Below are 22626 nucleotides of genomic sequence, written 5' to 3' on the forward strand. Positions count from 1 at the left end.
CGCGATCCCAGCTTGGGCGGCTGTCACCGTTCGCGCATGCGGCACATATACCGTGGGTAAACGCACATGTGAGGTGAGCACAGTGGTCGATCCCGTGTCTCTCCCGGTCAAACGCGTGTCCGCGGCTCGAATCCTCGTCTCTTCAGGACTCGGCCTCCTGTTTGACGCGTTTGACGTGGGCATTTTGTCGTACGTCCTTGTGGTCCTTGCCAAGCAGTGGCACCTGACGCACACGGTGACCGGCCTCGTCGGAAGCGTGAGTTCCCTCGGCATGGCCGTGGGCTCCGCCCTCGCGGGCCTGTTCGCCGATCGATTCGGCAGGCGTTCTCTGTTTTTGGTGACTATCCTGATTTACAGCCTCGCGACGGGCCTCTCCGCCTTCGCGGCTGGTATCGGCATCTTCTTTGTACTGCGCTTCTTTGTCGGCCTCGGGCTCGGAGGCGAACTGCCCGTGGCCACAACCTACGTGCTCGAGTCTTCGCCTGACGAAGTCCGCGCGCGACGCGTGGTGTTCCTCGAGTCATTCTGGGCCGTGGGATCGCTCGCCGCCGCGCTGGTGTCGTATTTCGTGATCCCGGCCTCCGGCTGGCGCGCCGTGTTTCTCATCGGCGCCATCCCAGCCCTTTACACCATCGTGCTGCGGTTTGCCCTGCCGGAGGCAGCGCGCTATGCGCGGCTTCAGCGCCGGAGCACGTTTGGCGAGTCCGTGCGCAACATCTGGTCGCGGAAACTGGCACGCCGATCGCTTGTGTCATCCGTCGTCTGGTTCGTGATGAACTACAGTTACTATGGCATGTTCCTGTGGCTGCCGTCCGTCTTGTACGACAAAGGGTACTCGCTGGTACACAGTCTGGGCTACTCGCTGATCATGACACTCGCTCAAATTCCAGGATACATGACGGCCGCGTGGCTTGTCGAACGGTGGGGTCGGAAGCGGACGCTGGTCGCGGCGATGATCCTGACGGCGCTCTCGGCGCTCGCGTTCGGGTTTGCCTGGAACACGGCTTCGCTCATCGTCTTTGGGCTTTTGCTTTCGTTCTTCATGCTCGCGGCCTTCGCGGGGACGTACGCTTTCACCGTGGAGCAGTTCCCGACGATGTTCCGAGCGACCGGCATGGGATGGGCGGCCGGATTTGGCCGCTTCGGCAGCGCCATCGCGCCGTTTGCCACGGGCTGGCTGCTCGGGGCACACCTCGGGTACGAGTGGGTCTTCGGGGTCTTCTTCGCGGTGCTGTTCGTGGGGTTCGTGATTGTGACGGCGCTCGGCAAGGAGACAAAGGGCGCAGCCCTCGACTAACCGTTCGACCCATGGACGTCTGCCGTGCGCGGCGTCCATGGGTCGGGAGGAAGTCAGACATCGGTAGCTCTCATGCCCTCGATGTCCGCTTTACCGAGACCATTCTCCCGTGAGGATCCAAAAATTTTACTGTGATTCTCCTAGTGTGCGCCCGCAACGCGCGTAGGCGGAGTCCTGGCGCAGAAGGCGCCGTTCGGCCAAGTAATCATAGGCGACCCTGGCTTGCACGATGGCTTGCCATTCGAGGTCGACACATTGAACGGCCTCTTGGTCGAGGCCGAGATCGAGTAACACCGCCCCGTCGGGCGCGAGGACCAAACTGTTTCCCCTGTATCGATAGCGTGCGTTGGCCCCAACGCGATTGCAATAGACGACATAGATCTGATTTTCCATCGCTCGCGCCGCGACAAACGTCCGATGAACACCTTCGTAGGGCTCCATATTCGCCGCATTGACGAAGAGCAAGCGGCAACCCGCGAGCGCCAGTTGCCGGGCAGGTTCCGGAAACTCGACATCGTAACAAGTCAGCAAACCCGAGGGCCAATCCCACAGGGAAAACGGCGCGAGCGCGTCGCCTGGCTGGTACCACACGTTTTCTTCGGAAAATAGGTGGATTTTACGATAGACGTGTACGGGCGTCCCGCTTTTGTCCACGACCTCGGTTGTAATATGGAAGGCCCCGTTCTCTCCCCTTTCAGGATACGAAAAGGCAGTTGCGACGCCGTGGTGCCGCGCGAGATCGCGCATGGCTTGTTGGATTGGACCGCCTGGCGGTTCCGCAAGGCCAACAAGCGCATCCCCAGCGACAAGCCCGGTCAGGCACAGTTCCGGCAAGAGCAGAAAGTCCGCTCCTCGAGCGCTCGCTTCGCAAAGCACCTGAGCCACCTTGTCCAAATTCGCTTCTACGTCGCCGTCCGCAATCGCAATTTGGGCCACCGCCACGCGCAGCGGCGCTGGCACTGCCTCCGCTTCAGTTTTCATACAGGAATTCCCTCATGAGCATCCATCGAAAGTTCCGGCGGCGCCTTCTGGAATCCTTTCGTCATGAACGCCAGGTAGATGAGGCCCAACACCGCCCAGGCCGCCCCAAGGCGCAGGGCGTCCTTGTCCAGATTCAAAAGCAGCCAGAAGTCAAAGGCTGCACCGAGAAGCGGAAAGGTGAAATGAACGAGCCAATCGCGTACTGTCCGCTGCCCTTGGCGCACGATGTAGTGCGCGATCACGGACAGATTCACGAACGTGAACGCCGAGAAAGCACCGAAATTGATGAACGAAGTCGAGGTCTCCACGCTCATCCAAAGCGCCATCAGTGCGATTGTGCCGATGATCAGGACATTGAACAACGGCGTGCGAAACCGGGGATGCAAGTAGGCAAAGGTGCGCTTGGGCAGAACGGCATCCCGGCCCATGGCGTACAACAGTCGGGCTGCGCTCGCCTGGGCCGAAAGCCCGGAGGCGAACTGGGCCACAATGATGCCTGCGAGAAACACCGCACTGAAGAACGTCCCACCGATTTCGCTCGCGATTTCGAAGGCCGCCGAATTGACATTGTGAAACGTGAGACTCGGATGGACCAATTGACCCACGTACGAGGCCACGATGAAGATCACCCCGCCTGCGAACGCCACGAGCAGAATGGCCTTAGGCAAAGTCCGCTTAGGCTCGAGGGTCTCCTCGGTCAACGTGGTGATAGCGTCGAACCCGAGAAACGAGTAACATGCGATGGACGCTCCAGCCAGCACCGCGGAGAATGAACTTCCGGGCGCCGCAAACGGCCGCAACGAGATCCATGTTCCGCCCCCGTGAGCCAGATGCGCCAATCCCAACGCCACGAACAGCGCGATGACAAGCAATTGGAACACCATCATGAGCACATTGATGTTGGCCCCAAGCTCGATGCCAAACAGGTTGATGACGGTCGTCACGATAATGAACGCGAGCACCCAAACCCAAATCGGTACGCCGGGAAAGGCCGCGTTCAGGTACGATGCACCAATCAGCCAAATCGCCATCGGAATAAACACATAATCGAGAAGAATTGCCCACCCTACCATGAAGCCGACATGCGCGTTGAGCGACCGGCGCGTGTACGTGTACGACGATCCCGACACAGGATAGGCCTTGACCATTTCCCCATAACTGAGCGCCGTGAACATCATCGCGATCATCGCGATGAGATAGGAACTGGCCGCCAGCCCTTTACTTACTTCGACAATGGTGCCGTAAATCGCGAACACCACCATCGGCGCGAGGTACGCAAGTCCAAAAAACACAACCTGTGACAACCGCAGCGTGCGGCGCAGTGACGAAGCCCGCTCCATGAAATCCCTCCTCAAGAAAACGCCTACTCGCCCAATTTTCTGACAGGTTGCGCATCGCGGAGGAACCGCGCCACTCTCCCTAGCGCATGCGCGATCCGCCGCTTGTAGATGCTTGGTTTACAGTTCCGCCTCCGCTTCGCGGATGGCTTGAGCCAAAATTTCGAGTCCCCGCTGCAATTCACCGTCGGAAATCACAAGCGGTGACAGCAGGCGAATGACGTTGTTGTACACGCCTGCCTTAACCGTGACAAGACCATACGCTAGGCATTTCTTGCTAATGAGTGCCACAGCTTCCGGATATGGCTCTTTCGTCTCACGGTCTTTCACCAACTCAATCGCCACCATGGCTCCCAACCCGCGCACATCGCCAATCATCGAGTGACGCGTTTGCAATTCGCGCAGGAACGCTGTGCTCCGGTTCCCGATTTGGAGGGCGCGCTCCGGCAGGCGATCCCTTTCCATGATTTCAATGACCTTGAGCGCCGCTGCACACGCCAGTGGATTGCCGCCATAGGTTCCACCTAGCCCGCCGGGCTTCGGAGCATCCATCACGTCCGCTTTGCCGACCACCGCCGAAATTGGCAACCCGCCGCCCATCGACTTCGCCATCACCACCATGTCGGGATCAAGCCCGGCTGCATACTCGGTAGCAAACATGCGTCCCGTGCGACCAAACCCGGTCTGCACTTCGTCCACGATCAGTAAAATCCCGTGTTCGCCGCACAGATCCCGCAGCTTCGGAAGAAAGTCGGTCGGCGGAACGACGAATCCGCCCTCGCCCTGGACCGGCTCGACAATGACGGCCGCGACCTGTTTCGGGTCGACGTAGGTCTCAAACGCGTGGCGAAGGAATGCAAGAGTCTGTTCCGTCAAATCCCCCGCTCCAAACGGGTGCCGATACGGGTTCGGATACGGCATCCGATACACCTCAGGCACGAACGGCCCAAATCCGACCTTATACGGATCCACTTTGCTCGTCAGCGACATTCCAAGCATCGTTCGCCCGTGAAACCCGCCTTCAAACGCGATCACAGCCGAACGCCCTGTGTAGCTACGTGCAATTTTTACGGCGTTTTCCACCGCCTCCGCGCCGCTATTCAACAGCAACGCCTTTTTCGCTCCCGAAATCGGCGCGATTCGGCACAGCGCTTCCGCGAGCGCCAGATATGGCTCGTTCAACGCCACATGGATGCACGTGTGAAATAACTTCTCCGCCTGCGCCTTTACGGCCGCCACGACCTCGGGATGACTGTGGCCGACATTCATCACCCCAATTCCGCCTGCGAAGTCGATATACTCCTTGCCGCTTTCATCCCACATCCGCGCCCCTTCGGCGCGAACCATGACGACGGGATTCTGATTCGACACACCGTGCGCCACGTACCGATTGCGCCGTTCAAGCTGGGCTGATCCCGCGACCTGCACGGAAGTATCCATGAATACCCCTCCTTCAACACGCCGGGTGATACCCCAGGCGTTCTCCTGTCGCAATATGCTTACAAGCAAATCGCGTGCCAAGTCCTTAGGGTCACATTTGTGCGGTCGCACTGCGACAAGGACGTTCGGGCGTCAGTCCAACAACACTCTCTTTACGGCTCGGGTGATTCTTGATTGAATGAAAACAAGTCATTTATGCATCGATCCCCTGCGCCGCGCTGAGCAGCGCGCGGAAACGGAGGTCTCGCCGTGCCGGAATGGTCATGGATTGAACATCTCACAGTTCCCATCCTCATCTTTGAACGTGATGGCCTCTTTCGCTGGAACCAAGCGGCTGGTGATGCCTGGCCGTTTCTGCGAGAAGGCTTCTCGTGGGACGATTTCCGGTCCTCATTGACGAGCGGATGGATCGTACACCTCCACCCCTGGCCGGACGGCGAATCGTTTCTCGTGGAGTGCCACCCAGACCTGACCGGACCGCTCGCCGAACGCTTGCGAGAGATGCGAGAAGCGTATGAGGAGCTGGAACTGATTTTCTCCGAGGCGTTCGATGAAGTGTTCGTCACGGACGGAGACGGGATCACTCTTCGCGTGAACCGAGCTGCCGAACGGCTTTACGGGTTGCGCCAGGAGGAACTCATTGGCCGCTCCGTCTTTGACCTGGAGAGAGAAGGGGTGTTTTACCCTTCGGTGACCGGGCTCGCCTTAAAGTTGCGCCGTCAGGTAACCGTGTTACAGACGACGTCAGATGGCAAACAGCTTTGGGCCACAGCAAATCCTGTGTTTGACCAACACGGAAACATTCGTATCGTGATTTCGACCGCGAAGGAAATCTCCGATGTCATTCGTCCCGAGGTCATGCGAGCTGAGACCTCCGTAGGTGGGATGGATGCCGACGAACAGCCACCAAACATGGTGACGCGCAGCCCCAAGATGCGCCACGTGTTTCACATCGCCAAACGGGTTGCCGGCACGGACATCTCCTGTCTGTTGCTCGGCGAAACAGGCGTCGGCAAGAGCACACTGGCCCAATGGATTCACCGAATGAGCCCGCGCCATCGCGGCCCGTTCGTAGAAGTCAACTGCGCGGCCCTGCCGGAGTCCCTGCTCGAGAGTGAGCTGTTTGGCTACGAAAGCGGTGCGTTCACAGGGGCCTTAAAATCGGGGAAGCCTGGCAAGGTGGAGCTTGCTCACGAGGGCACCTTGTTTTTGGACGAGATTGCGGAAGTGCCACTCCATCTTCAAAGCAAGTTGTTGGATTTCGTGGAACGGCGAGTGCTGACGCGAATCGGAGGTACGCGCATGCACACGGTGGATGCGCGTATCATCGCGGCGACCAATCGCGATTTGAAGCAGATGGTGCGAGATGGCTTGTTTCGGGCCGATCTCTACTATCGTCTGAATGGTGCGGAAATTGAAGTGCCGCCTCTGCGCGAGCGCAAGGAAGATATCCCGGAATTGGTACAGCAACTTCTGCGCCGGATCTTTGACGAATGCCCCACCATGGTCAAGCGCGTGCACCCAGAGGTCATTCGGCGCCTGCAGGCGTACACCTGGCCGGGCAACGTTCGCGAGCTGGAGCATGTGGTAAGACGCCTTGTGATCCTAACGGATGGTGACTACATCCTCCCGTCTGACCTGCAGGATGAGTGGATCGATGAGGAAACATCGGGGGTTACCCCGTGCACGTCCCGAGGACCGCTCGCGCAACTCGCACAATTGGAACGCAATCTATACGCGGACGCGGCACGTCATTGTCGATCGACGTACGAGATCGCCGAGGCGCTTGGCGTGAGTCAAGCGACCGTGGTACGGAAACTGAAAAAGTACGGCTTGTCGATCAAGCGTCCGCGCTGAATGCGAGATCAGGATCAACAGCCGCCTCCCGGCGGGTGAGCGAGGCGGCTATCTACGACCGTCCGCAAGGATGCGTTGGCGACACAGCTTGTTCTCACGCGATTTTGCGCCGGAGCACCCATTCGCAGTAGTCGCGCAACACGGCCTCCATGCCCGCCATGGTGGTCTGCTGATTGATGAGCGTCCGCACCTCCGCGGCACCGGGCAGGCCCTTCACATACCAGGCCGCGTGCTTGCGCATCTCCCGCACGCCGATGTCCTCGCCCTTGAACTCCACCAGCATGCGCATGTGTCGCAACGTCACCTCGAGCCGCTCCTCCACCGAAGGCGGAGGGAGGAGTTCGCCCGTGTCCAAATAATGCGCGATCTCGCGAAAGATCCACGGATTCCCGAGCGCCGCCCGGCCCACCATGACCGCGTCACATCCGGTTTCCTCCATGAGCCGCTTGGCGGATATTGGATCGACCACGTCCCCGTTGCCGATGACGGGAATGCGCACAGCCTCCTTCACCCGGCGGATGATGTCCCAATCGGCCTTCCCGCTGTACATCTGCTTCGCCGTCCGCCCGTGAACCGCCACCGCCTGCGCCCCCGCCTCTTGGACCGCAAGCGCCACCTCGACCGCATTGACGTGATCGTCGTCCCAGCCTTTTCGGAACTTCACGGTCACTGGCTTGTTCACGCGGCTCACGACCGCCCGCACGATTTTCGCGGCATAATTGGGATCCCGCGCAAGCGCCGCGCCGCTTCCGGTCTTGCAGATTTTCAACACGGGACAGCCCATGTTGATGTCGATCAAGTCGGCGTTCGTCTCGCCCACCATCTCCGCGGCCTGCTCCATGGAGGCGAGATCGTACCCGACGAGCTGGAGGCTCACGGGATGCTCGTCCGGCAAAATGGTCGTCATCTTTTTCGACTTCTCGTTTCCGCTCACAAGCCCTTTGTCACTGACCATCTCCGCGCAGACCATGCCCGCGCCGAGCTCCTTCGCGAGCCGGCGGAACGGGGGGTTGCACACGCCCGCCATCGGCGCGAGAATGACCGGGTTGTCCAGCGTCACGCCAGCGATGGTGACCTTCACGCGAATCTCTCCTTCGACCGTTCCGGATTGCATGTCCGATATTATAAAGCGAGCCGCGGCTGGGGTTCAACCGCGGTAACCCGCCATGCGAGCCGTCAGGACGAGATCGAACAGCCACCAGATGCCGACCGCAAACAGCAGGATGTGGCCGATCACGGTCGACGCCACGAGTCCGCCGACCACGGTGCACGCGGCCATGAGGAGCCCTGTGCCGACGTGGCCGAGGTACACGCGATGCACGCCGAGGTACCCCAGGAAAAACCAAAGAACGTACGCGAGCGCGATGCTTCTGCGCATGCCGTACCCCCCATAACCCGACGTACTAAAGGTTATGAGGCGGCTGCTTGTCAACTTGCCGGGTGTTCCGGAGGGGACAGTCGGTTGGCCCAAGTGAGCAGACGAACCGTCTCGCGGTACATGAGGCTCTTGCGCGGCGCACCGAAGACCACGCTCACCAGGATGTGGCCGTCGTACGGGCGCCTCACGGCGGTCGCCAGGCAGTACATCGCGCGGGAGGTGAACCCGGTCTTGCCGCCGATGAATTCGCCAATCGAAGCGGGCGGGCTGTACAACAGGCGGTTCCCGTTTCGGATGGTCTTGCCCGCAATGGTCGCCTGCGGAGTCTGCATCGCGCGCACAATGCGCGGATAGGTGATGGCCTTCGCGGTGATGAGCGCAATGTCCTTCGCTGACGTCGTGTGGGCGTCCGCGTGCAGTCCATTGGGCGTCACGAACTGCGTGTGCGTGCATCCGATGAGGCGCGCCTCGACGTTCATCATCCGCGCGAATCCTTCCTGCGATCCGCCGATGGTCTCCGCGATCCCGTACGCGACATCGTTTGCACTTTTCATGATCAGCGCGAGCAGGGCCTGTTCCGCCGTGAGCTCGGTTCCTGGGCGCAGCCCCAGGCGCACGCGCGGCTGGCGACTCGCGGTCTCGCTGATGTACACCGGGTCATCCGGCTGCAGGTGTTGCACGAGGAGGATGGCCGTCATCAGTTTCGTCGTGCTGGCCGGGTACATCGGCTCGTCTCCGCGCTTGTCGTATAGGACTTTTCGGTCGGTGGCGTCGTACACAACCGCCGCCTTCGCGTTCACCGCGGGCGGGCGCGTGGTTTCCGCCTGAGCCCAGGGAGCGAGAACGGCAAACGTCGCCCATCCGCAGGCGATCACGGCCGCAAGGGCGCGCCACCACACGCGATTCCGTCGAGCAGAAAACAAAACGACCACCTCTCTCGCGTGTCGTCGCGGTTTAAGGTGGACGTTTTCCGCTCGTTCTATGCCTTCCCGCCGTCCGTCGCCAAGCAAGCCCCTCAGGCGGTCTGGCGCATAGGCTTCGGGCGCACCTGCACGCGGTGCGCAACGGCCGGATCGAGCGACAACGTTTGCCCTCGCACGGTCACAGTCACCCCGGCAGCGTACGGTTCCGGCTCGTTGACCTGCACGGTCTCCCCCGGAACCAGGCCCGTTCGATGGAAAAACCGCAACAGTTCGAGATCCTCCTCAGCCACTTCGACGATGCGTATCACCTCGAGCGGTGTGTTGGGTGGCGCCTCGTCCAGCCCCACGCCCTTGGGCACCGCGTGGCCATTTCCCGGGATGACGTTCCCGTGCGGGCATGTGGCCGGATGGTTCAGCATCTCGTTCAACTTCGATTCCACGAGCGGAGAAATGCTGCCTTCCAGCCGCGCCGCTTCCACGTGCGCGTCCGCCCAGTCCAGCCCCAGCACGTCCGTGAGCCACCGCTCGAGCAGCCGGTGTTTTCGAATGATGGCCTCCGCGCGCTTCCTGCCCTCTTCCGTGAGGACCAACTCGCGCGTGTCGCTCACCTCCACATAGCCTTGTCCGACCAGGCGCTGCAAGGTCTGCGAGACGGTGGGCCTTGATACGCCCAGGTAGTCGGCCACGCGCGAAGACAAAACCTGCTCGCCCTCCGAATGAAGTACGTAGATGGCCTCGAGGTAGGTGTCGAGCGCACTTCCGCTCACGGCGATCCCCCCTCGTGTGCGGAGAATCGAAACGTTCCCCACGCCTCGCCGTTCATGAAGAGCGTGAGCTCATCCCCGGGGTGCACAGGACCCACGCCGCTCGGCGTTCCGGTGAACAGGATATCGCCCGCGGCAAGCCCATACACCTCCAAGCAGTGGAGAATGAGGTCCGAGAACGAAAACACCATGTCGGACGGCACGCCCTCCTGAACCACTTGCCCGTTCTTCTCCAGGGCAAAGCGCGCGTTCTCCACGTCCGCGGCGAAGTCGTCAAACCGGTAGAGATCCGTCACGATGGCGGAATGGCGAAAGCTCTTCGCGGCTTCCCATGGGTATCCCTTCTGCTTGAGCGCCGATTGGAGTTCGCGATCCGTCAGGTCAATTCCAAGCGCGACCGCGCCCACTGCCTCCAGCGGCCTCTCTCGGCTGGGCGTGTCCTTGAGAAACAGCACGATCTCGAGCTCGTGATGGATGTCGGATCGCCCCGTCGGATACCTCACCTCGCCAGAAGCCGGGACGAGCGCATGCGTGAATTTCCCGAAGATCATCGGAGAATCGGGCACCTGATTGCCCAGTTCGGAAGCGTGATCGCGAAAATTACGCCCCACGCAGAAGATGTTGCGAACCTGCGGAATCCAAGCCTCGGCATGCTTCTCTTTCAGAAACCCCATCGCGCCGCCCAACCTCCGATCGTTCTGTTGCACTTAGCATACCACAGTCACGTGGAGGGGGCACGCGGCACCCCCGTGACGACTCGAGCACCGCGGCCGGCGCAGCGACACATGGGCCAACGCACAGGGCGGAAGCCCCTGCATGCCCGCGCATGTCTCTCCGCGAAACGGGCGGCGGAACCGAAGTCCCGCCGCCCGGTCGCCGGCGCAGCCGACGCTGGTCGATTCGATTCAGTTCGTCTTGGGCTCACAGTACTGGTCGAACAGCGCGACCAGCTTCTCCGCGACGCGCTCGGGCGTCGAACCCTCGATGTCGCTGCGGTGAAGCACGCCGACGAGCTCGCCGTCTTTGAACAGGAAGAACGACGGCGACGAAGGCGGCTGGCCGACGAAATATTCGCGGGCGCGGGCCGTGGCTTCCTTGTCCTGGCCGGCGAACACCGTCACGAGCCGATCCGGCCGGCGGTCGTTCCGGAGCGCCATGGCGACCGCCGGACGGGCGATCCCGCCCGCGCAACCGCACACCGAGTTGACCACGACGAACGTGGTCCCGGTCTTCTCGGCCATCACGGCGTCCACGTCTTCCGGGGTGCGCAGTTCCTGAAACCCGATGCTCGTGAGTTCGTCGCGCATCGGTTGGATCATCATCTGGTAAAAGTCGAGCTCGAGGCTCACTCGCCCCACCTCCTGACTGGTGCAAATCCAAACCTTATTATACTCCTTCCGCATCGCCAATGACAGTTTTGCAAATCCGCGGACGGCCGCCTGAACGCCCGGCCGAGATCGTTTGCAACCGCGAACAGGCGTTGGGTATAACAAGGGAGGTACGACCGAATCCGAACGATAGGACAGGCATGAGGAATGGGGACTTTGCCGTGAACAATCGCTTTCTTCGCGCTTGCCGGCGCGAACCGGTGGATCGCGTGCCCGTGTGGTTCATGCGCCAGGCAGGCCGATACGATCCGGAGTATCGCCAAATCCGGGAAACGTACACCTTGCTTGACATCTGCCGCGAACCCGAACTGTGCGCGCGCGTGACGCGCATGCCGGTGGACAAGCTCGGCGTCGATGCGGCCATTCTGTTTTCCGACATCATGGTGCCCGTCGGCGCGATGGGCATGTCGTTTTCGCTTCAGGAGAACGTGGGGCCCGTCATGGAGCAGCCCCTGCGCACCGACGAGGACGTGGCGCGCCTGCACGCCTTTGATCCCGAGGAAGCGCTGCCCTACGTGCTCGAGACCATCCGTTACCTCGCCAAGGCACTGCCGGTTCCGCTCATCGGCTTTGCCGGCGGGCCGTTCACGCTCGCCAGCTACATGATTGAAGGAGGCCCATCTCGCGACTACCTGCGCACCAAGACCATGATGCTCGCTCGGCCGGATCTTTGGCATGCGCTCATGGACAAGCTCTCACAGGCCATGTCGCGCTACCTTCGCGCACAGATTCAGGCAGGCGCGAGCGCGGTACAGATCTTCGATTCGTGGGTGGGCAGTCTCTCCGTTCACACGTTCCGCGGACATGTGAAACCCTATGTCCAGCGCATGCTTACGGATCTCGCCCCGCTCGGCGTCCCTGTGATCTATTTCGGCGTTCACACCGGCGAACTTCTCGCAGAGTTCGCGGAGGCGGGTGCGACCGTCGTCGGCGTCGACTGGCGCACGCCGCTCGACCGCGCGCGCCAGCGCGTCGGGACGTCGGTCGCTCTGCAGGGCAACCTCGATCCCGTGAGCCTCTTCGCGCCTCCCGACGCCCTGCGGCGCGAAGTCGAGACCGTGCTACGGCTCGGCACGGAAAGCCCCGGCTACATCTTCAACCTCGGTCACGGCGTCAAACCCACCACCGATCTCGCCCAGCTCCAACGCGTCGTCGAATGGGTGCACGCGTTCGAGCCGCAGAACCAAGCCGCGCGCCGCACAAAGGAGGAACTCGGATGACGACCCTTGGCGTTCTCATGATGGCCTACGGCACACCTCGCAGCCTGGACGAGGTGGAGGCTTACTATACGGACATCCGGCGCGGTCGCAAGCCGTCCCCCGCCGAGCTCGCCGATCTCGTCCGCCGATATGAAGCCATCGGCGGGGTCTCGCCGCTTCGCGAGATTACGGAGCGGCAGGCGAAGGCAGTCGAACACGTGTTGAACGCGCAAGGCGAAACCGCATTTCGCGTGTACCTCGGGATGAAGCACACCGAGCCGCGCATCGCGGATGCGGTGGCGGACATGCGCAGGGACGGGATCGAACGCGCCATCGCCCTCGTGCTCGCCCCGCACTACTCGGCGATGAGCGTCGGCACGTACCACGAGCAGGCGCGCGAGGCCGCGCGCGACGGAGGGCCCAAGCTTTACTGTGTAAACCAGTGGCACCTCGAGCCTCGCTTTCTCGACGCGCTTGCCTCGCGCGTCGAGGAGGCGCTCCGCCTCTGCAAAAGCCCCGAGCAAGCCATGGTGATCTTCACGGCCCACTCCCTCCCCGCGCGCATCCTGGACATGGGCGATCCGTACGTCGACCAGTTGCGCGAATCCGGCGAGGCGGTGGCCAAGCGCCTTGGCCTTGCGCACTATACGTTCGGGTGGCAGAGCGCCGGTCGCACTCAGGAACCGTGGCTCGGGCCGGACCTGCTCGAGATCCTCGAGTCCCTGGCCAAAGAGGGATATCGTGAAGTGGTGGTGTGCTCCCAGGGCTTCGTGGCCGATCACCTTGAGGTCCTGTACGACATCGACATCGAAGCGAAACAGCGTGCCGAGGAACTCGGACTCAAGCTCGTTCGCACCCGCCAGATGAACGACGATCCCGACTTCGTTCGCGCGGTCGCCGACGTGATCGAACGCGCAAAACGCGACGCAGGGTGGTGATCCGCATGAAGCGCGTAGCGGTGGTGGGCGGTGGCATCACGGGTCTCGCGGCTTGCCTGCGCCTTTTGTCCTCCGATGCAAACGTGCAAATCCTTCTGTACGAGGCGAGCGATAGGCTTGGCGGGCGCGTGCAGACGATTCGCGAGCCCGATCTCGGCATCACGGTGGAAGCGGGCCCGGACTCGATGCTCGCGCGAAAGCCCGCAGCGATGCGGCTGATTGAGTCGTTGGGAATGGCGGAAGACGTCGTGTCCACGCGGCCGGAGGCAACCGAGACCTACATCGTCCGGGACGGCGGGCTCTGTCCCATGCCGAAAGGGTACCTGGGAATTCCGTTCGATCCGTCCTGCGTTCGCCCACCCCTCTTGACCGAGGCCGGGTTGGCGCGCGCCCTAGAGGAGGAGCGGCTGCCGCTCGATCTTCCTGAAGACGACGCCGCCCTCGGCGCCTTTCTCCGTGCGAGGCTCGGCGACGAGTGGGTGAACTACGTCGGCGAGCCGCTCATGGCAGGCATCTACGCGGGCGACATCGACCAACTGTCGCTCATGGCCACGTGGCCCTTGCTCCTCGACCTCATCCGCAACCACGGCAGCCTCGTGGCGGCAAGCCGGGCGCTCATGGCCCCGTCGAGCAGGCGCCAGCCTGGCTCGAGCCGGAGCGCGTTCATCACCGTGCGCGGCGGGCTGTCGTCCGTGATCGAGCGCATGGTGGATCGGATCGAACGGAGCGGCCGGGTCGAGATCCGCATCGGTGCGCGCGTCGGCGCGGTGACAAGGCGCGGCGCGGCGTACCGGTTCCATATCGATACGGCCTCAGGTGAGCGCTTTGAGGAGGACGTGGACGGCGTGGTGTTCGCCATCCCGCCGCAAGTCGCCCGCGAGATCATGAGCTCGGTGATCGACCTTCCCGACGTGGAAACGCACTACCAATCGACGGCCACCATCGTACTCGTGTACGCGCGCACCGCGTTTGGGCCGGATCTCGCGCGGGCGTCGGGCTTCCTCGTGCCGCGGCCCGAGGGAATGGCCATCACCGCGACGACGTGGATGTCGAGCAAGTGGCCGCACGTTGCCCCCGAGTCCCTCGCCGTGATCCGCGCCTACGTCGGCAGACGCCACCAGGACGAGGCGCTCGCGCTGTCCGACGACGAACTGGCGCGTCGCGCGGCGGAAGAGGTCGGACGCCTCACGGGCGCGCGCGAACACCCTGTATGGCTTCGGGTGACGCGCTTTTCGGAGGCGATGCCGAACTACGGCCTGGGACACCTCGCCCGCGTGGAGCGGGCGGAAGCGGCGCTTCGCGCGTCCTGTCCCGCGATGGCTATCGCCGGGGCTGGCTACCGCGGCGTCGGTCTGCCCGACTGCGTGGAGCAGGGCGAACGGGCGGCCGATCAGGTCCTCGCCGCCATCCGCGCATGAGATGCCCCTGCGATCACGGCACCGGGGCAAAGCGATCGCGCAATCCCTGCGTCGCAAGCAGCACCGTTTGGGTCAGGCTGGCGTTGGCCGTGAGGACAAAGCCCTGGGTGTACGAGACGTAGTCGACATCGAGCACATAGGGATACGAATCGAGCCATTGCTCAAGCGTCGTGGAATGCACCGTGAGCCACGTGGTGCCTGAATCGCTGGTTCGCATGAGCCGCCCATCCTTGATGGCATAGCCGTAATCGGGCGTGACGAACGCGCACGGCGCGCCCTCGGCGTTGGCGCGCGCCCCGAGCAGCACATCGCAAACTTGTCCTGCGTACGAGTCGCCGCCGTCGCGGGTGCGAAAGACGACGACGTGATCGCGCACACCCGCGGCGCTCTTCGTGCGCCAGATGGACGCGAAGGTGACCTCCTGTTCCAGCGCGCGCGGCGGAAAGAGGTGCGCGACTTTCGCCCCCGCGATGGGAGCTGGCGCGGACAAGGCGCGCCTTTCGAAGTGCATCCCTCCGTCCCGCGTCCGGTAGGTCACGAGCTTGCCGTCCCGATTCGCGGCGTAGACGTAGCCGTCCCGCAGATTCGCGAACGACACCTCCACCTCGGCACCCGGCGCGAAGCCGGATCCGGGCGCCGCGGTGTCCACCTTCACCTGCGCGATCCGCGCCCCGGCATCCGAGACCCGGTAGAGCAGGGGCGAAGTTCCATTTTCAGATGCTGGACCAGCGAGCACCACCCACGCGTCCTTCCGGCTCGGCTGGCTGACGCTCGTCACCCGATAGCCGCCGTGCGGCAATTCGGTCGATGCGACCTGCCAGCGACGGCCTCCATCGGACGTGGTCAGTCGAAAGAACCGACTTCCTTCCACACCGTAGATGGCGACCGTGTCGAGATCGACCACCGCGACCTGCGGGTTCTCCGCGCCGCCGTAGCTCGACTGATTCGAGAGCCGGAAGGCCACGGGCAGCGAGATGGGTTGCCAGGTCACGCCGCGATCCGTCGTCCGCTCCATGCGAAACTGGCCTCGGACGTAGCCGTATCGGTATCCGGTTTCTCCGTCGACGAGCTGCACGTGGTACCACAGGTTCTTCCGCTGAAGCTCCGCGAGCGAGATGGCGCGAGGGGCAGTCGGTTGCGCCGGCTTGTCCAACATCGCCGCACTTTGATCCGGAGGCTTCAACGCGGATTGGGATTTGGAAAGTTGAGCGCCTTGGCCGTCTCCACATCCGGCGAGGGCGAGCACCCCGCAAAGCGCCATCCACGCCAAGGTGCGTCTCGTAGCCTTCATCGTATCCCCCCAACCTGAGCATCTAGACGTAGGTTGTCATCGTGGCAAGAATCCATACCGAATCCAGACATTGTGGGCTTGCGCGCGCCGCAGTACAATGATGGACGTTTACGGATGGGCATTGGCGAGGGGGATCACCGGTGGAACATCTGACGTGGGCGCACGCGGTCATTCTCGCGGTGGGAGGCTATGTGGCGGCGTTCATCGATTCGACGGTGGGCGGAGGCGGCCTCATTTCCCTGCCGGCTCTTTTGTTTGTTGGACTGCCTCCTGCCGCGGCGCTCGGAACCAACAAGTTCGCGGGCACGATGTCGGCCATCACGAGCTTCAGTTCCTACCTGTTGTCTGGCAAGGTCCGCTTGAAGCTGGTGGGACCGCTGTTTCCGCTGGGCGTGATGGCTTCCGCGCTCGGCGCGTACATTGTCCACCAGCTGCCTTCGTCGTTCCTGCGGCCGTTCGTGTTGGTGATGCTGGTCATTGTGGCGGCCTACACGCTGTGGAAGAAGGACCTCGGCCTGGTGGAATCGATCCGGCCGTTGACGCCCAAGACGTTCGCCCTCACGGCGCTGTTGGCCATCGGCCTGGGATTTTACGACGGGTTCTTTGGACCCGGGACGGGATCGTTTTTGGTGATGGGCTTTCTCCTCTTGGGCTTCGACTTTCTTGCCGCGAGCGGAAACGCGCGCACGCTGAATTTGGCCAGCAACGTAGGCGCGCTGGCCACCTTCATCGCGGTGGGAGCCGTCCGGTACGACGCAGGTCTCATCCTCGGCCTGTCGATGGTGCTCGGCGCCCTGACCGGGTCTCGGTTCGCGATTCGCAAAGGCGCCCGATACGTGCGCCCCATCTTCATCGGCGTCACTTGTCTGGTCATCGCCCAGCAGATCGCGCAGCTGTTCCACATCGGATGAACCGCGAGGTGCGGACAAAGAGGAATTTTGCTGAAACGCGTCGAATCGCTCCAATGGTTCGACATGCACTCATCGTTGTCATTCTGTTCCTCCGCCGTGGAATTATCTTCCATGGTTTCGGACGACACGAGGCGGTGGCTTTGTGACTCTCGATGCGTTTTCCGGACAGCGCGATGCCCTGACGAATCTGTTGGGACGCGGCCAATTTCTCTTCGTCGTGTCGCAGCGGATGAAGGACGCCTCGCGCAGTGCCATGATCGTGGTCAATCTCGATCGGTTTCGACTGGTCAACGCGCACCTGAGCTTCGCCGACGGAGACGCGATTCTCCGCAGTACGGCGTTGCGCATCGCCCGCAGGATCCCAGAAACCGCTGTGGCCAGCCGCCTTAGCGCGGACGAGTACGCGGTCGCGCTGTTTGACGACGACGTGGAACAAGTGGACGCCGTAGCGGAACAGTTGAGGGCCGCCATCGCCGAGCCGCACGCCATGGGCGGGATGGACGTCATTGTGACGGCCAGCGTGGGCGTGGCCGAGGGCGCCAAGGGCGCGAGCGCGGACGAACTGCTGCGCCGGGCGGACGAGGCCATGCGCCTGGCCAAGCAGTTCGGATCGAACCAGGTCAGGCGAGATCGGGACCTTGTCGCAAAACGGGACGGGCTTCCGCCGCTCCTTGTGGAGACGATGCTCAGGCAAGCGCTGCAGAACGGCGAGCTCGAAATTCACTATCAGCCCAAGATTCACACGCGGTCCATGCAGGTGGTGGGCGCGGAGGCGCTGTGCAGGTGGACCCACCCGGAGCTGGGACACATTCCGCCTCAGGCGTTCATTCCCGTCGCCGAGTCAAGCGACCTCATCCTCCCCATCGACGAGTACGTACTGCGCAGCGTCTGCCAGCAGGGCGCGTCGTGGATGAAGCAGGGGTACCGCGTGCGCATCAGCGTCAACATCTCGGGACGGCAGTTCATGCAGGACGGTTTTCCGAAGCTCGTCCGAGCGTGTCTTGCGCAGACGGGCATGGATCCCCAGCTGATTGAACTGGAGATCACCGAGCGCACCGCCATGTGCGACGTGGAGCGCGCCGTCCACGTCCTGCAGGAACTGAGGAAGATCGGCGTTCGAATTGCCTTGGACGACTTCGGTGTGGGATACTCATCGCTCAACTACCTGATCCAGTTTCCCGTTCACACGCTGAAGATCGATCGAACCTTCACGGCTGGGATTCAAAGCGCCGTCAACCAGACGCCCATCATCGGAGCCATCATCTCGCTCGCCAAGTCGCTGAATTTGAGCGTTGTAGCGGAAGGGGTCGAAACGTTCCAGCAATTTGATTTTCTGCGAGAAAACCGGTGCGACGAGATTCAGGGATTCCTCTTCGGGGCCCCCGTGCCGCCGACTTCGTTCCAGCTCTCGGCCTTCGTGGCGAAGCTGCAGCCTCGCGCGCCCCAGCCCACTGCGCCCGAGGAGCCGACTGCGGAACCGACTTGGTTGGAGCGCCTGTACCTGGACACCAAGCGCCTGCCGGATTGGCGGCAGATCGCATCTCACCTGGCGGACAGCATCGCGCCGCACGTGCCGCTCGACCGCCTGAGCATCGAGTGGTGCGAAGAGGGCGATCCGTTTGTGGACGTCTGTGAGGTGTCGCTGCGGGACGAGATCCCAGCTCGGCCCGTCGGAACCCTTGTGCCGAAGGGTTCCAGCGCCGCGCCAACCATCATCCGGGCCGGGGTGGCGATGATCTCGCCGGACGTCCTCGAGCGGCCTGAGTTCGATGAGGACGATGGCCTTGCGGCGGACGGGATAAGGTCGGTGCTTCGCGCGCCCCTCACCCACCTCGGCAAGCCGTTCGGGATCCTGACCGTTCAATCTGCCCTGGAGCGGGTGTACTCCGACAGCGACCGGCGAACCCTCAAGGAGGTCGCGGAGCGCGTCGAGGATGTGGTGTGGTCTTCGTATCAGCGGGAGCGAGCGCCGTATGATGGCCTGTACGATGCTCGGACGCGGATGTTTCACCGCGCATTTCTCGCGGAATGGCTGACCGCGGACGATCCCGTCTGGTTCCTCTCGCGCACCAAGCGACGGCCGTACCAGGCTTGGACCCACGCGACCGCGTCGGTGCTCCGCATCGAGCCTTTGGCGGAATGGCCGCCGAGCGAATCGGAGCGAGTCGCCCAGCACGTCGGCCAGCTGTGGAGCGCCTACGGATCGCCTGCATGGCCCGCCGTGCGCATGGAGGCGGGGGAATTCCTGCTCATTTCCTTGGACGGGGAGGACGGATCGTTCTACACGTTTTTGGAACACCTGCGGATGCATCTGAGGGTGATGGAGATGCGAAACACCCGCCTCGGATCCCCGTATGTGTCCATCTCCATGGGATGGGGCGAGTGCCGCGACGCGTGGCCCAATCTGTGGAACGCCTACCTGCAAGCGCGAACCCAGGCCTTGTCTGCGCTCCGCGGTTCGGATAGGCAAGGCGGGCCTACCGATGGTGAAGCGCGGTGAAAGAGTTCACCGCGTGACACCGCGGGCACTGCAGCTGAATGGACATTTCGATGTACGGCCCTTTCGCGCCCGTCACGGTGATGGTGGCATCAATCTCGTTGCCGTGAGATAGGACAATGCCGCCGAACATGTGCCCAGCGAACGGAATGACATGGCCACAGGCGAAGCAGGTGTGATACGCGTGGATTTCGCCTTCGTCGGGATCGCGTTCGAAGGTGTCGATGAACATCGCGCTTCCCCCCTCGGCCGTAGTGTCGCGCACATCCCGCGCGCTGATGCGCGGCACATCGTGCCAGGGGACAGGCCTGCGCGCATCCCGCACCGCCACGCGAGCCGTCAGAACTGCCGCTTGCTGTCGAGCAGGATGGTCACGGGGCCGTCATTGACGAGTTCCACCTGCATCATCGCGCGAAATCGCCCTGTTTCGACCTGAAGCCCCTGAGCGCGCAGCGCGTCGTTGAACGCCTCGTAGAGCCGCTCCGCCATATCAGGCGGCGCCGCATCCGCGTAGCTCGGCCGCCGCCCCTTGCGGGCGTCGCCGTACAGCGTAAATTGGCTCACGGACAAAACCGCGCCCCCGATCTCACGCACGTCTCGGTTCAACTTCCCTTCCTCGTCCGGAAAAATCCTCAGACCCGCGATTTTCTCGGCCAGGTACTGCGCGTCCTGAAGGCCGTCGTCCTTGCCCACGCCGACGAGCAAAACGAGGCCGAAGTCGATCTCGCCCACAATCTCCCCATCGACCCTGACCCGCGCCGGGCCCGACCGCTGCACCACCACCCGCATGGGCCATCTCCCTTCTCATTGAATCATGCGCCGCACGCTGTAGATATCCTTGATCCGTTTCAAGCGCTCGACCACCGTTCTCAGGTGATCCAGATTGCGAATGCGGATGCTCATGTGGATGTGCGCAATCTTCTTCGCGTCGGCTCTCGCGCTCACCGCGGTGATGTCGGTTTTGGTCTCCGCCACCGCGTTCAGCACCTCGTTCACGAGGCCGTGTCGATCCATCGCAGTGACTTCAATCTCCGCGTTGTACGACCAATCCTTGTCCGTGGCCCACTCGACCTCGAGCGTGCGGGCGCCGCTTTCCACCATCGCCGCCACGTTGGGACAGTCCCGCCGGTGAACCGATACGCCTCGCCCGCGCGTCACGAACCCGACGATCTCGTCGCCCGGCACCGGATGGCAGCAGCGGGCAAACCGGATCAAGATGTTGTCGACGCCCCGCACGCGGACGCCCATCTCCGCCGGCTTCGCCGTGCCCTTTTGGATGGTCACGGTCTCCGGCGGCTTTTCTCCCTGATTGCGCCGGAAGATCTCGATGAGCCTCGTCACGACCTGCGACGGGCCCAATCCCCCGTACCCGACGGCGGCGAACAGATCTTCCTCCCGCGCAAAATTGAACTTCTGGAGCACCTCGGCCATGGCCTGTGCCGTCATGAGCTGCTTAGGTTCAAACTTCTGCCGCGCGATCTCGCGCTCGATGAGCTCCTTGCCCCGCGCGACGTTTTCCTCTCGCTTTTCCCGCTTGAACCATTGGCGGATCTTGCTCTTCGCTTGGGACGTCTGGACGATTTTCAACCAGTCCCAGCTCGGGCCGTACGAATGCTTGCTCGTGATGATCTCCACGATGTCCCCGGTGCGCAGCCGGTAATCGAGCGGGACCATCTTGCCGTTCACCTTGGCCCCAATGCAGTGATTGCCGATATCCGTGTGAATCCGGTAGGCAAAGTCAATGGGGACCGAACCCGCCGGGAGCTCAATGACGTCACCCTTCGGTGTGAACACAAACACTTGATCCGAGAACAGATCGATCTTCAGCGTCTCCATGAACTCCTGTGCATCTCGGAAGTCCTGCTGCCACTCCAGGACCTCCCGGAACCAGGCGAGCTTCTTCGCGAAGTCGTCCTCGACCCGCTTTGAACCCGACTCCTTGTACACCCAGTGTGCCGCGATCCCGTACTCGGCCGTCTGATGCATCTCCCACGTCCGGATCTGAATCTCGAGCGGTTCGCCGTTCGGCCCAATCACCGTGGTGTGCAGGCTCTGATACATGTTCGCCTTCGGCATCGCGATGTAGTCCTTGAACCGGCCGGGCATCGGCTTCCACATCGTGTGAACGACGCCGAGCGCGCCGTAACAGTCTTTGATGCTCTCCACGATAATGCGGATGGCGAAGAGGTCATAAATTTCGTTAAACTCCTTGTGCTGGGTGACCATCTTGCGATAGATGCTGTAAATGTGCTTCGCGCGGCCACTCACGTCGGCCTTCAGATTCAGCTCGGCAAGCTTCTCACGCAGGACCGCGATCACGCCTTCGATATACTGCTCCCGCTCCTGCCGCTTGCGAGCCATCAGATTCACAATCCGATAGTACTGCTGGGGATTCAGGTAACGAAGCGAGAGGTCCTCAAGTTCCCACTTGATGGTGTTAATTCCGAGCCGATGCGCAAGGGGCGCGAAAATTTCCAGTGTCTCCCGAGCCTTGCGCACCTGCGTTTCTGGGCTCTGGTACTTCAGCGTCCGCATGTTGTGCAGCCGATCCGCCAATTTGATGATCAGCACCCGGATGTCCCGCGCCATCGCCATGAACATCTTGCGGAGATTCTCCGCCTGCTGTTCCTCGCGCGAATCGAACTTGATCCGCTTCAACTTCGTGACCCCGTCGACCAGCGTCGCCACTTCCGCGCCAAACGCCTGCACGATGGCGGAGTCACTCACCGACGTGTCCTCCACCACGTCGTGCAGGAGCCCGGCCATGATGGCGGCGGCGTCAAGCCGAAGATCGGCGAGGATGTAGGCGACGGCGAGCGGATGGCTGATGTACGGCTCCCCCGAGAGCCGCATCTGGCCCTGGTGTGCCTTGGCGGCAAACTCGTACGCGCGCCGCACTGCGGCGATGTCCTCCGGGCTCATGTAGGACTGAAGCTTCTGGCACAGGCCATCGATGGTCTTTTCCTCCGTCTCCACAGCCACGGCCGCTCACCTCCTCAGAGCTCCG

General features: G+C 62.5%; 20 protein-coding genes. 7 read left to right on the plus strand and 13 right to left on the minus strand.

Translation table 11 applies throughout. The features are described from left to right. Positions 1–82: 82 nt before the first annotated feature. Positions 83–1297 (plus strand): MFS transporter, encoded by a 1215-nt coding sequence (locus tag AACI_RS10260; RefSeq protein ID WP_012811353.1) that lies wholly within the window; start codon positions 83–85, stop codon positions 1295–1297. 126 nt (positions 1298–1423) lie between these two features. Here the strand turns inward: AACI_RS10260 and AACI_RS10265 are convergent, their stop codons facing one another. From AACI_RS10265 to gabT, 3 genes are all read right to left on the minus strand, one after another. Next, positions 1424–2278: a carbon-nitrogen hydrolase family protein gene (locus tag AACI_RS10265; RefSeq protein WP_012811354.1), complete on the minus strand. Its 855-nt coding sequence runs from the start codon at positions 2276–2278 to the stop codon at positions 1424–1426. Then, entirely contained in the window at positions 2275–3618 is a 1344-nt protein-coding gene (locus tag AACI_RS10270) for an APC family permease (protein ID WP_012811355.1), read from the minus strand. The genes AACI_RS10265 and AACI_RS10270 overlap by 4 nt, the downstream gene beginning before the upstream one ends. A gap of 117 nt (positions 3619–3735) precedes the next feature. Further along, complete coding sequence (gabT, locus tag AACI_RS10275; RefSeq protein ID WP_012811356.1) at positions 3736–5055, minus strand: 4-aminobutyrate--2-oxoglutarate transaminase; 1320 nt, start codon at positions 5053–5055, stop codon at positions 3736–3738. Positions 5056–5304: 249 nt separating this feature from the next. Here gabT and AACI_RS10280 point away from each other — a divergent pair, with 249 nt between their 5' ends. Then, on the plus strand, positions 5305–6912 hold the full coding sequence (locus tag AACI_RS10280) for a sigma-54 interaction domain-containing protein (RefSeq protein ID WP_012811357.1): 1608 nt from the start codon (positions 5305–5307) through the stop codon (positions 6910–6912). Between the two features lie 94 nt (positions 6913–7006). On the opposite strand, the gene dusB is transcribed toward AACI_RS10280, so the two are convergent. From dusB to AACI_RS10310, 6 genes are all read right to left on the minus strand, one after another. After that, on the minus strand, positions 7007–7993 hold the full coding sequence (gene dusB, locus AACI_RS10285; RefSeq protein WP_012811358.1) for a tRNA dihydrouridine synthase DusB: 987 nt from the start codon (positions 7991–7993) through the stop codon (positions 7007–7009). Between the two features lie 66 nt (positions 7994–8059). Further along, on the minus strand, positions 8060–8290 hold the full coding sequence (locus AACI_RS10290) for a TM2 domain-containing protein (RefSeq protein WP_012811359.1): 231 nt from the start codon (positions 8288–8290) through the stop codon (positions 8060–8062). A gap of 50 nt (positions 8291–8340) precedes the next feature. Beyond that, on the minus strand, positions 8341–9222 hold the full coding sequence (locus AACI_RS10295; protein ID WP_169304852.1) for a D-alanyl-D-alanine carboxypeptidase family protein: 882 nt from the start codon (positions 9220–9222) through the stop codon (positions 8341–8343). 83 nt (positions 9223–9305) lie between these two features. Continuing rightward, entirely contained in the window at positions 9306–9980 is a 675-nt protein-coding gene (locus tag AACI_RS10300) for a metal-dependent transcriptional regulator (protein ID WP_012811361.1), read from the minus strand. Next, entirely contained in the window at positions 9977–10651 is a 675-nt protein-coding gene (locus AACI_RS10305; protein WP_012811362.1) for a fumarylacetoacetate hydrolase family protein, read from the minus strand. The genes AACI_RS10300 and AACI_RS10305 overlap by 4 nt, the downstream gene beginning before the upstream one ends. Before the next feature lie 231 nt (positions 10652–10882). Beyond that, a complete protein-coding gene (locus AACI_RS10310; RefSeq protein ID WP_041708172.1) occupies positions 10883–11299 on the minus strand; it encodes a BrxA/BrxB family bacilliredoxin in 417 nt (138 codons plus the stop codon). Between the two features lie 206 nt (positions 11300–11505). Between AACI_RS10310 and hemE the strand changes: the two genes are divergently transcribed. Genes hemE through hemG form a run of 3 tightly spaced genes read left to right on the plus strand, consistent with a single transcriptional unit; the run spans position 11506 to position 14920 of the window. Then, positions 11506–12585: a uroporphyrinogen decarboxylase gene (gene hemE, locus AACI_RS10315; protein ID WP_012811364.1), complete on the plus strand. Its 1080-nt coding sequence runs from the start codon at positions 11506–11508 to the stop codon at positions 12583–12585. Continuing rightward, positions 12582–13502, plus strand: a complete 921-nt coding sequence (hemH, locus tag AACI_RS10320; RefSeq protein WP_012811365.1) for a ferrochelatase — start codon at positions 12582–12584, stop codon at positions 13500–13502. Before hemE ends, hemH begins: the two co-directional genes overlap by 4 nt. 5 nt (positions 13503–13507) lie before the next feature. After that, a complete protein-coding gene (hemG, locus tag AACI_RS10325) occupies positions 13508–14920 on the plus strand; it encodes a protoporphyrinogen oxidase (RefSeq protein ID WP_012811366.1) in 1413 nt (470 codons plus the stop codon). 13 nt (positions 14921–14933) lie between these two features. On the opposite strand, the gene AACI_RS10330 is transcribed toward hemG, so the two are convergent. Next, positions 14934–16211, minus strand: coding sequence for a hypothetical protein (locus AACI_RS10330; RefSeq protein WP_012811367.1), 1278 nt, complete (start codon positions 16209–16211; stop codon positions 14934–14936). Between the two features lie 140 nt (positions 16212–16351). Here AACI_RS10330 and AACI_RS10335 point away from each other — a divergent pair, with 140 nt between their 5' ends. Together AACI_RS10335 and AACI_RS10340 are read left to right on the plus strand one after the other, a co-directional pair. Beyond that, a complete protein-coding gene (locus tag AACI_RS10335) occupies positions 16352–17122 on the plus strand; it encodes a TSUP family transporter (protein WP_012811368.1) in 771 nt (256 codons plus the stop codon). Positions 17123–17264: 142 nt separating this feature from the next. Beyond that, positions 17265–19622: an EAL domain-containing protein gene (locus AACI_RS10340; protein ID WP_012811369.1), complete on the plus strand. Its 2358-nt coding sequence runs from the start codon at positions 17265–17267 to the stop codon at positions 19620–19622. Here the strand turns inward: AACI_RS10340 and AACI_RS10345 are convergent. From AACI_RS10345 to AACI_RS10355, 3 genes are all read right to left on the minus strand, one after another. Beyond that, positions 19600–19851 (minus strand): hypothetical protein, encoded by a 252-nt coding sequence (locus tag AACI_RS10345; RefSeq protein WP_012811370.1) that lies wholly within the window; start codon positions 19849–19851, stop codon positions 19600–19602. The genes AACI_RS10340 and AACI_RS10345 overlap by 23 nt on opposite strands. Before the next feature lie 107 nt (positions 19852–19958). Next, positions 19959–20408 (minus strand): D-aminoacyl-tRNA deacylase, encoded by a 450-nt coding sequence (dtd, locus tag AACI_RS10350; protein ID WP_012811371.1) that lies wholly within the window; start codon positions 20406–20408, stop codon positions 19959–19961. A 15-nt stretch (positions 20409–20423) separates the two neighbouring features. Then, positions 20424–22601, minus strand: a complete 2178-nt coding sequence (locus AACI_RS10355; RefSeq protein ID WP_012811372.1) for a RelA/SpoT family protein — start codon at positions 22599–22601, stop codon at positions 20424–20426. Positions 22602–22626 lie beyond the last annotated feature (25 nt).

Source organism: Alicyclobacillus acidocaldarius subsp. acidocaldarius DSM 446 (assembly GCF_000024285.1).
Classification (GTDB): domain Bacteria; phylum Bacillota; class Bacilli; order Alicyclobacillales; family Alicyclobacillaceae; genus Alicyclobacillus; species Alicyclobacillus acidocaldarius.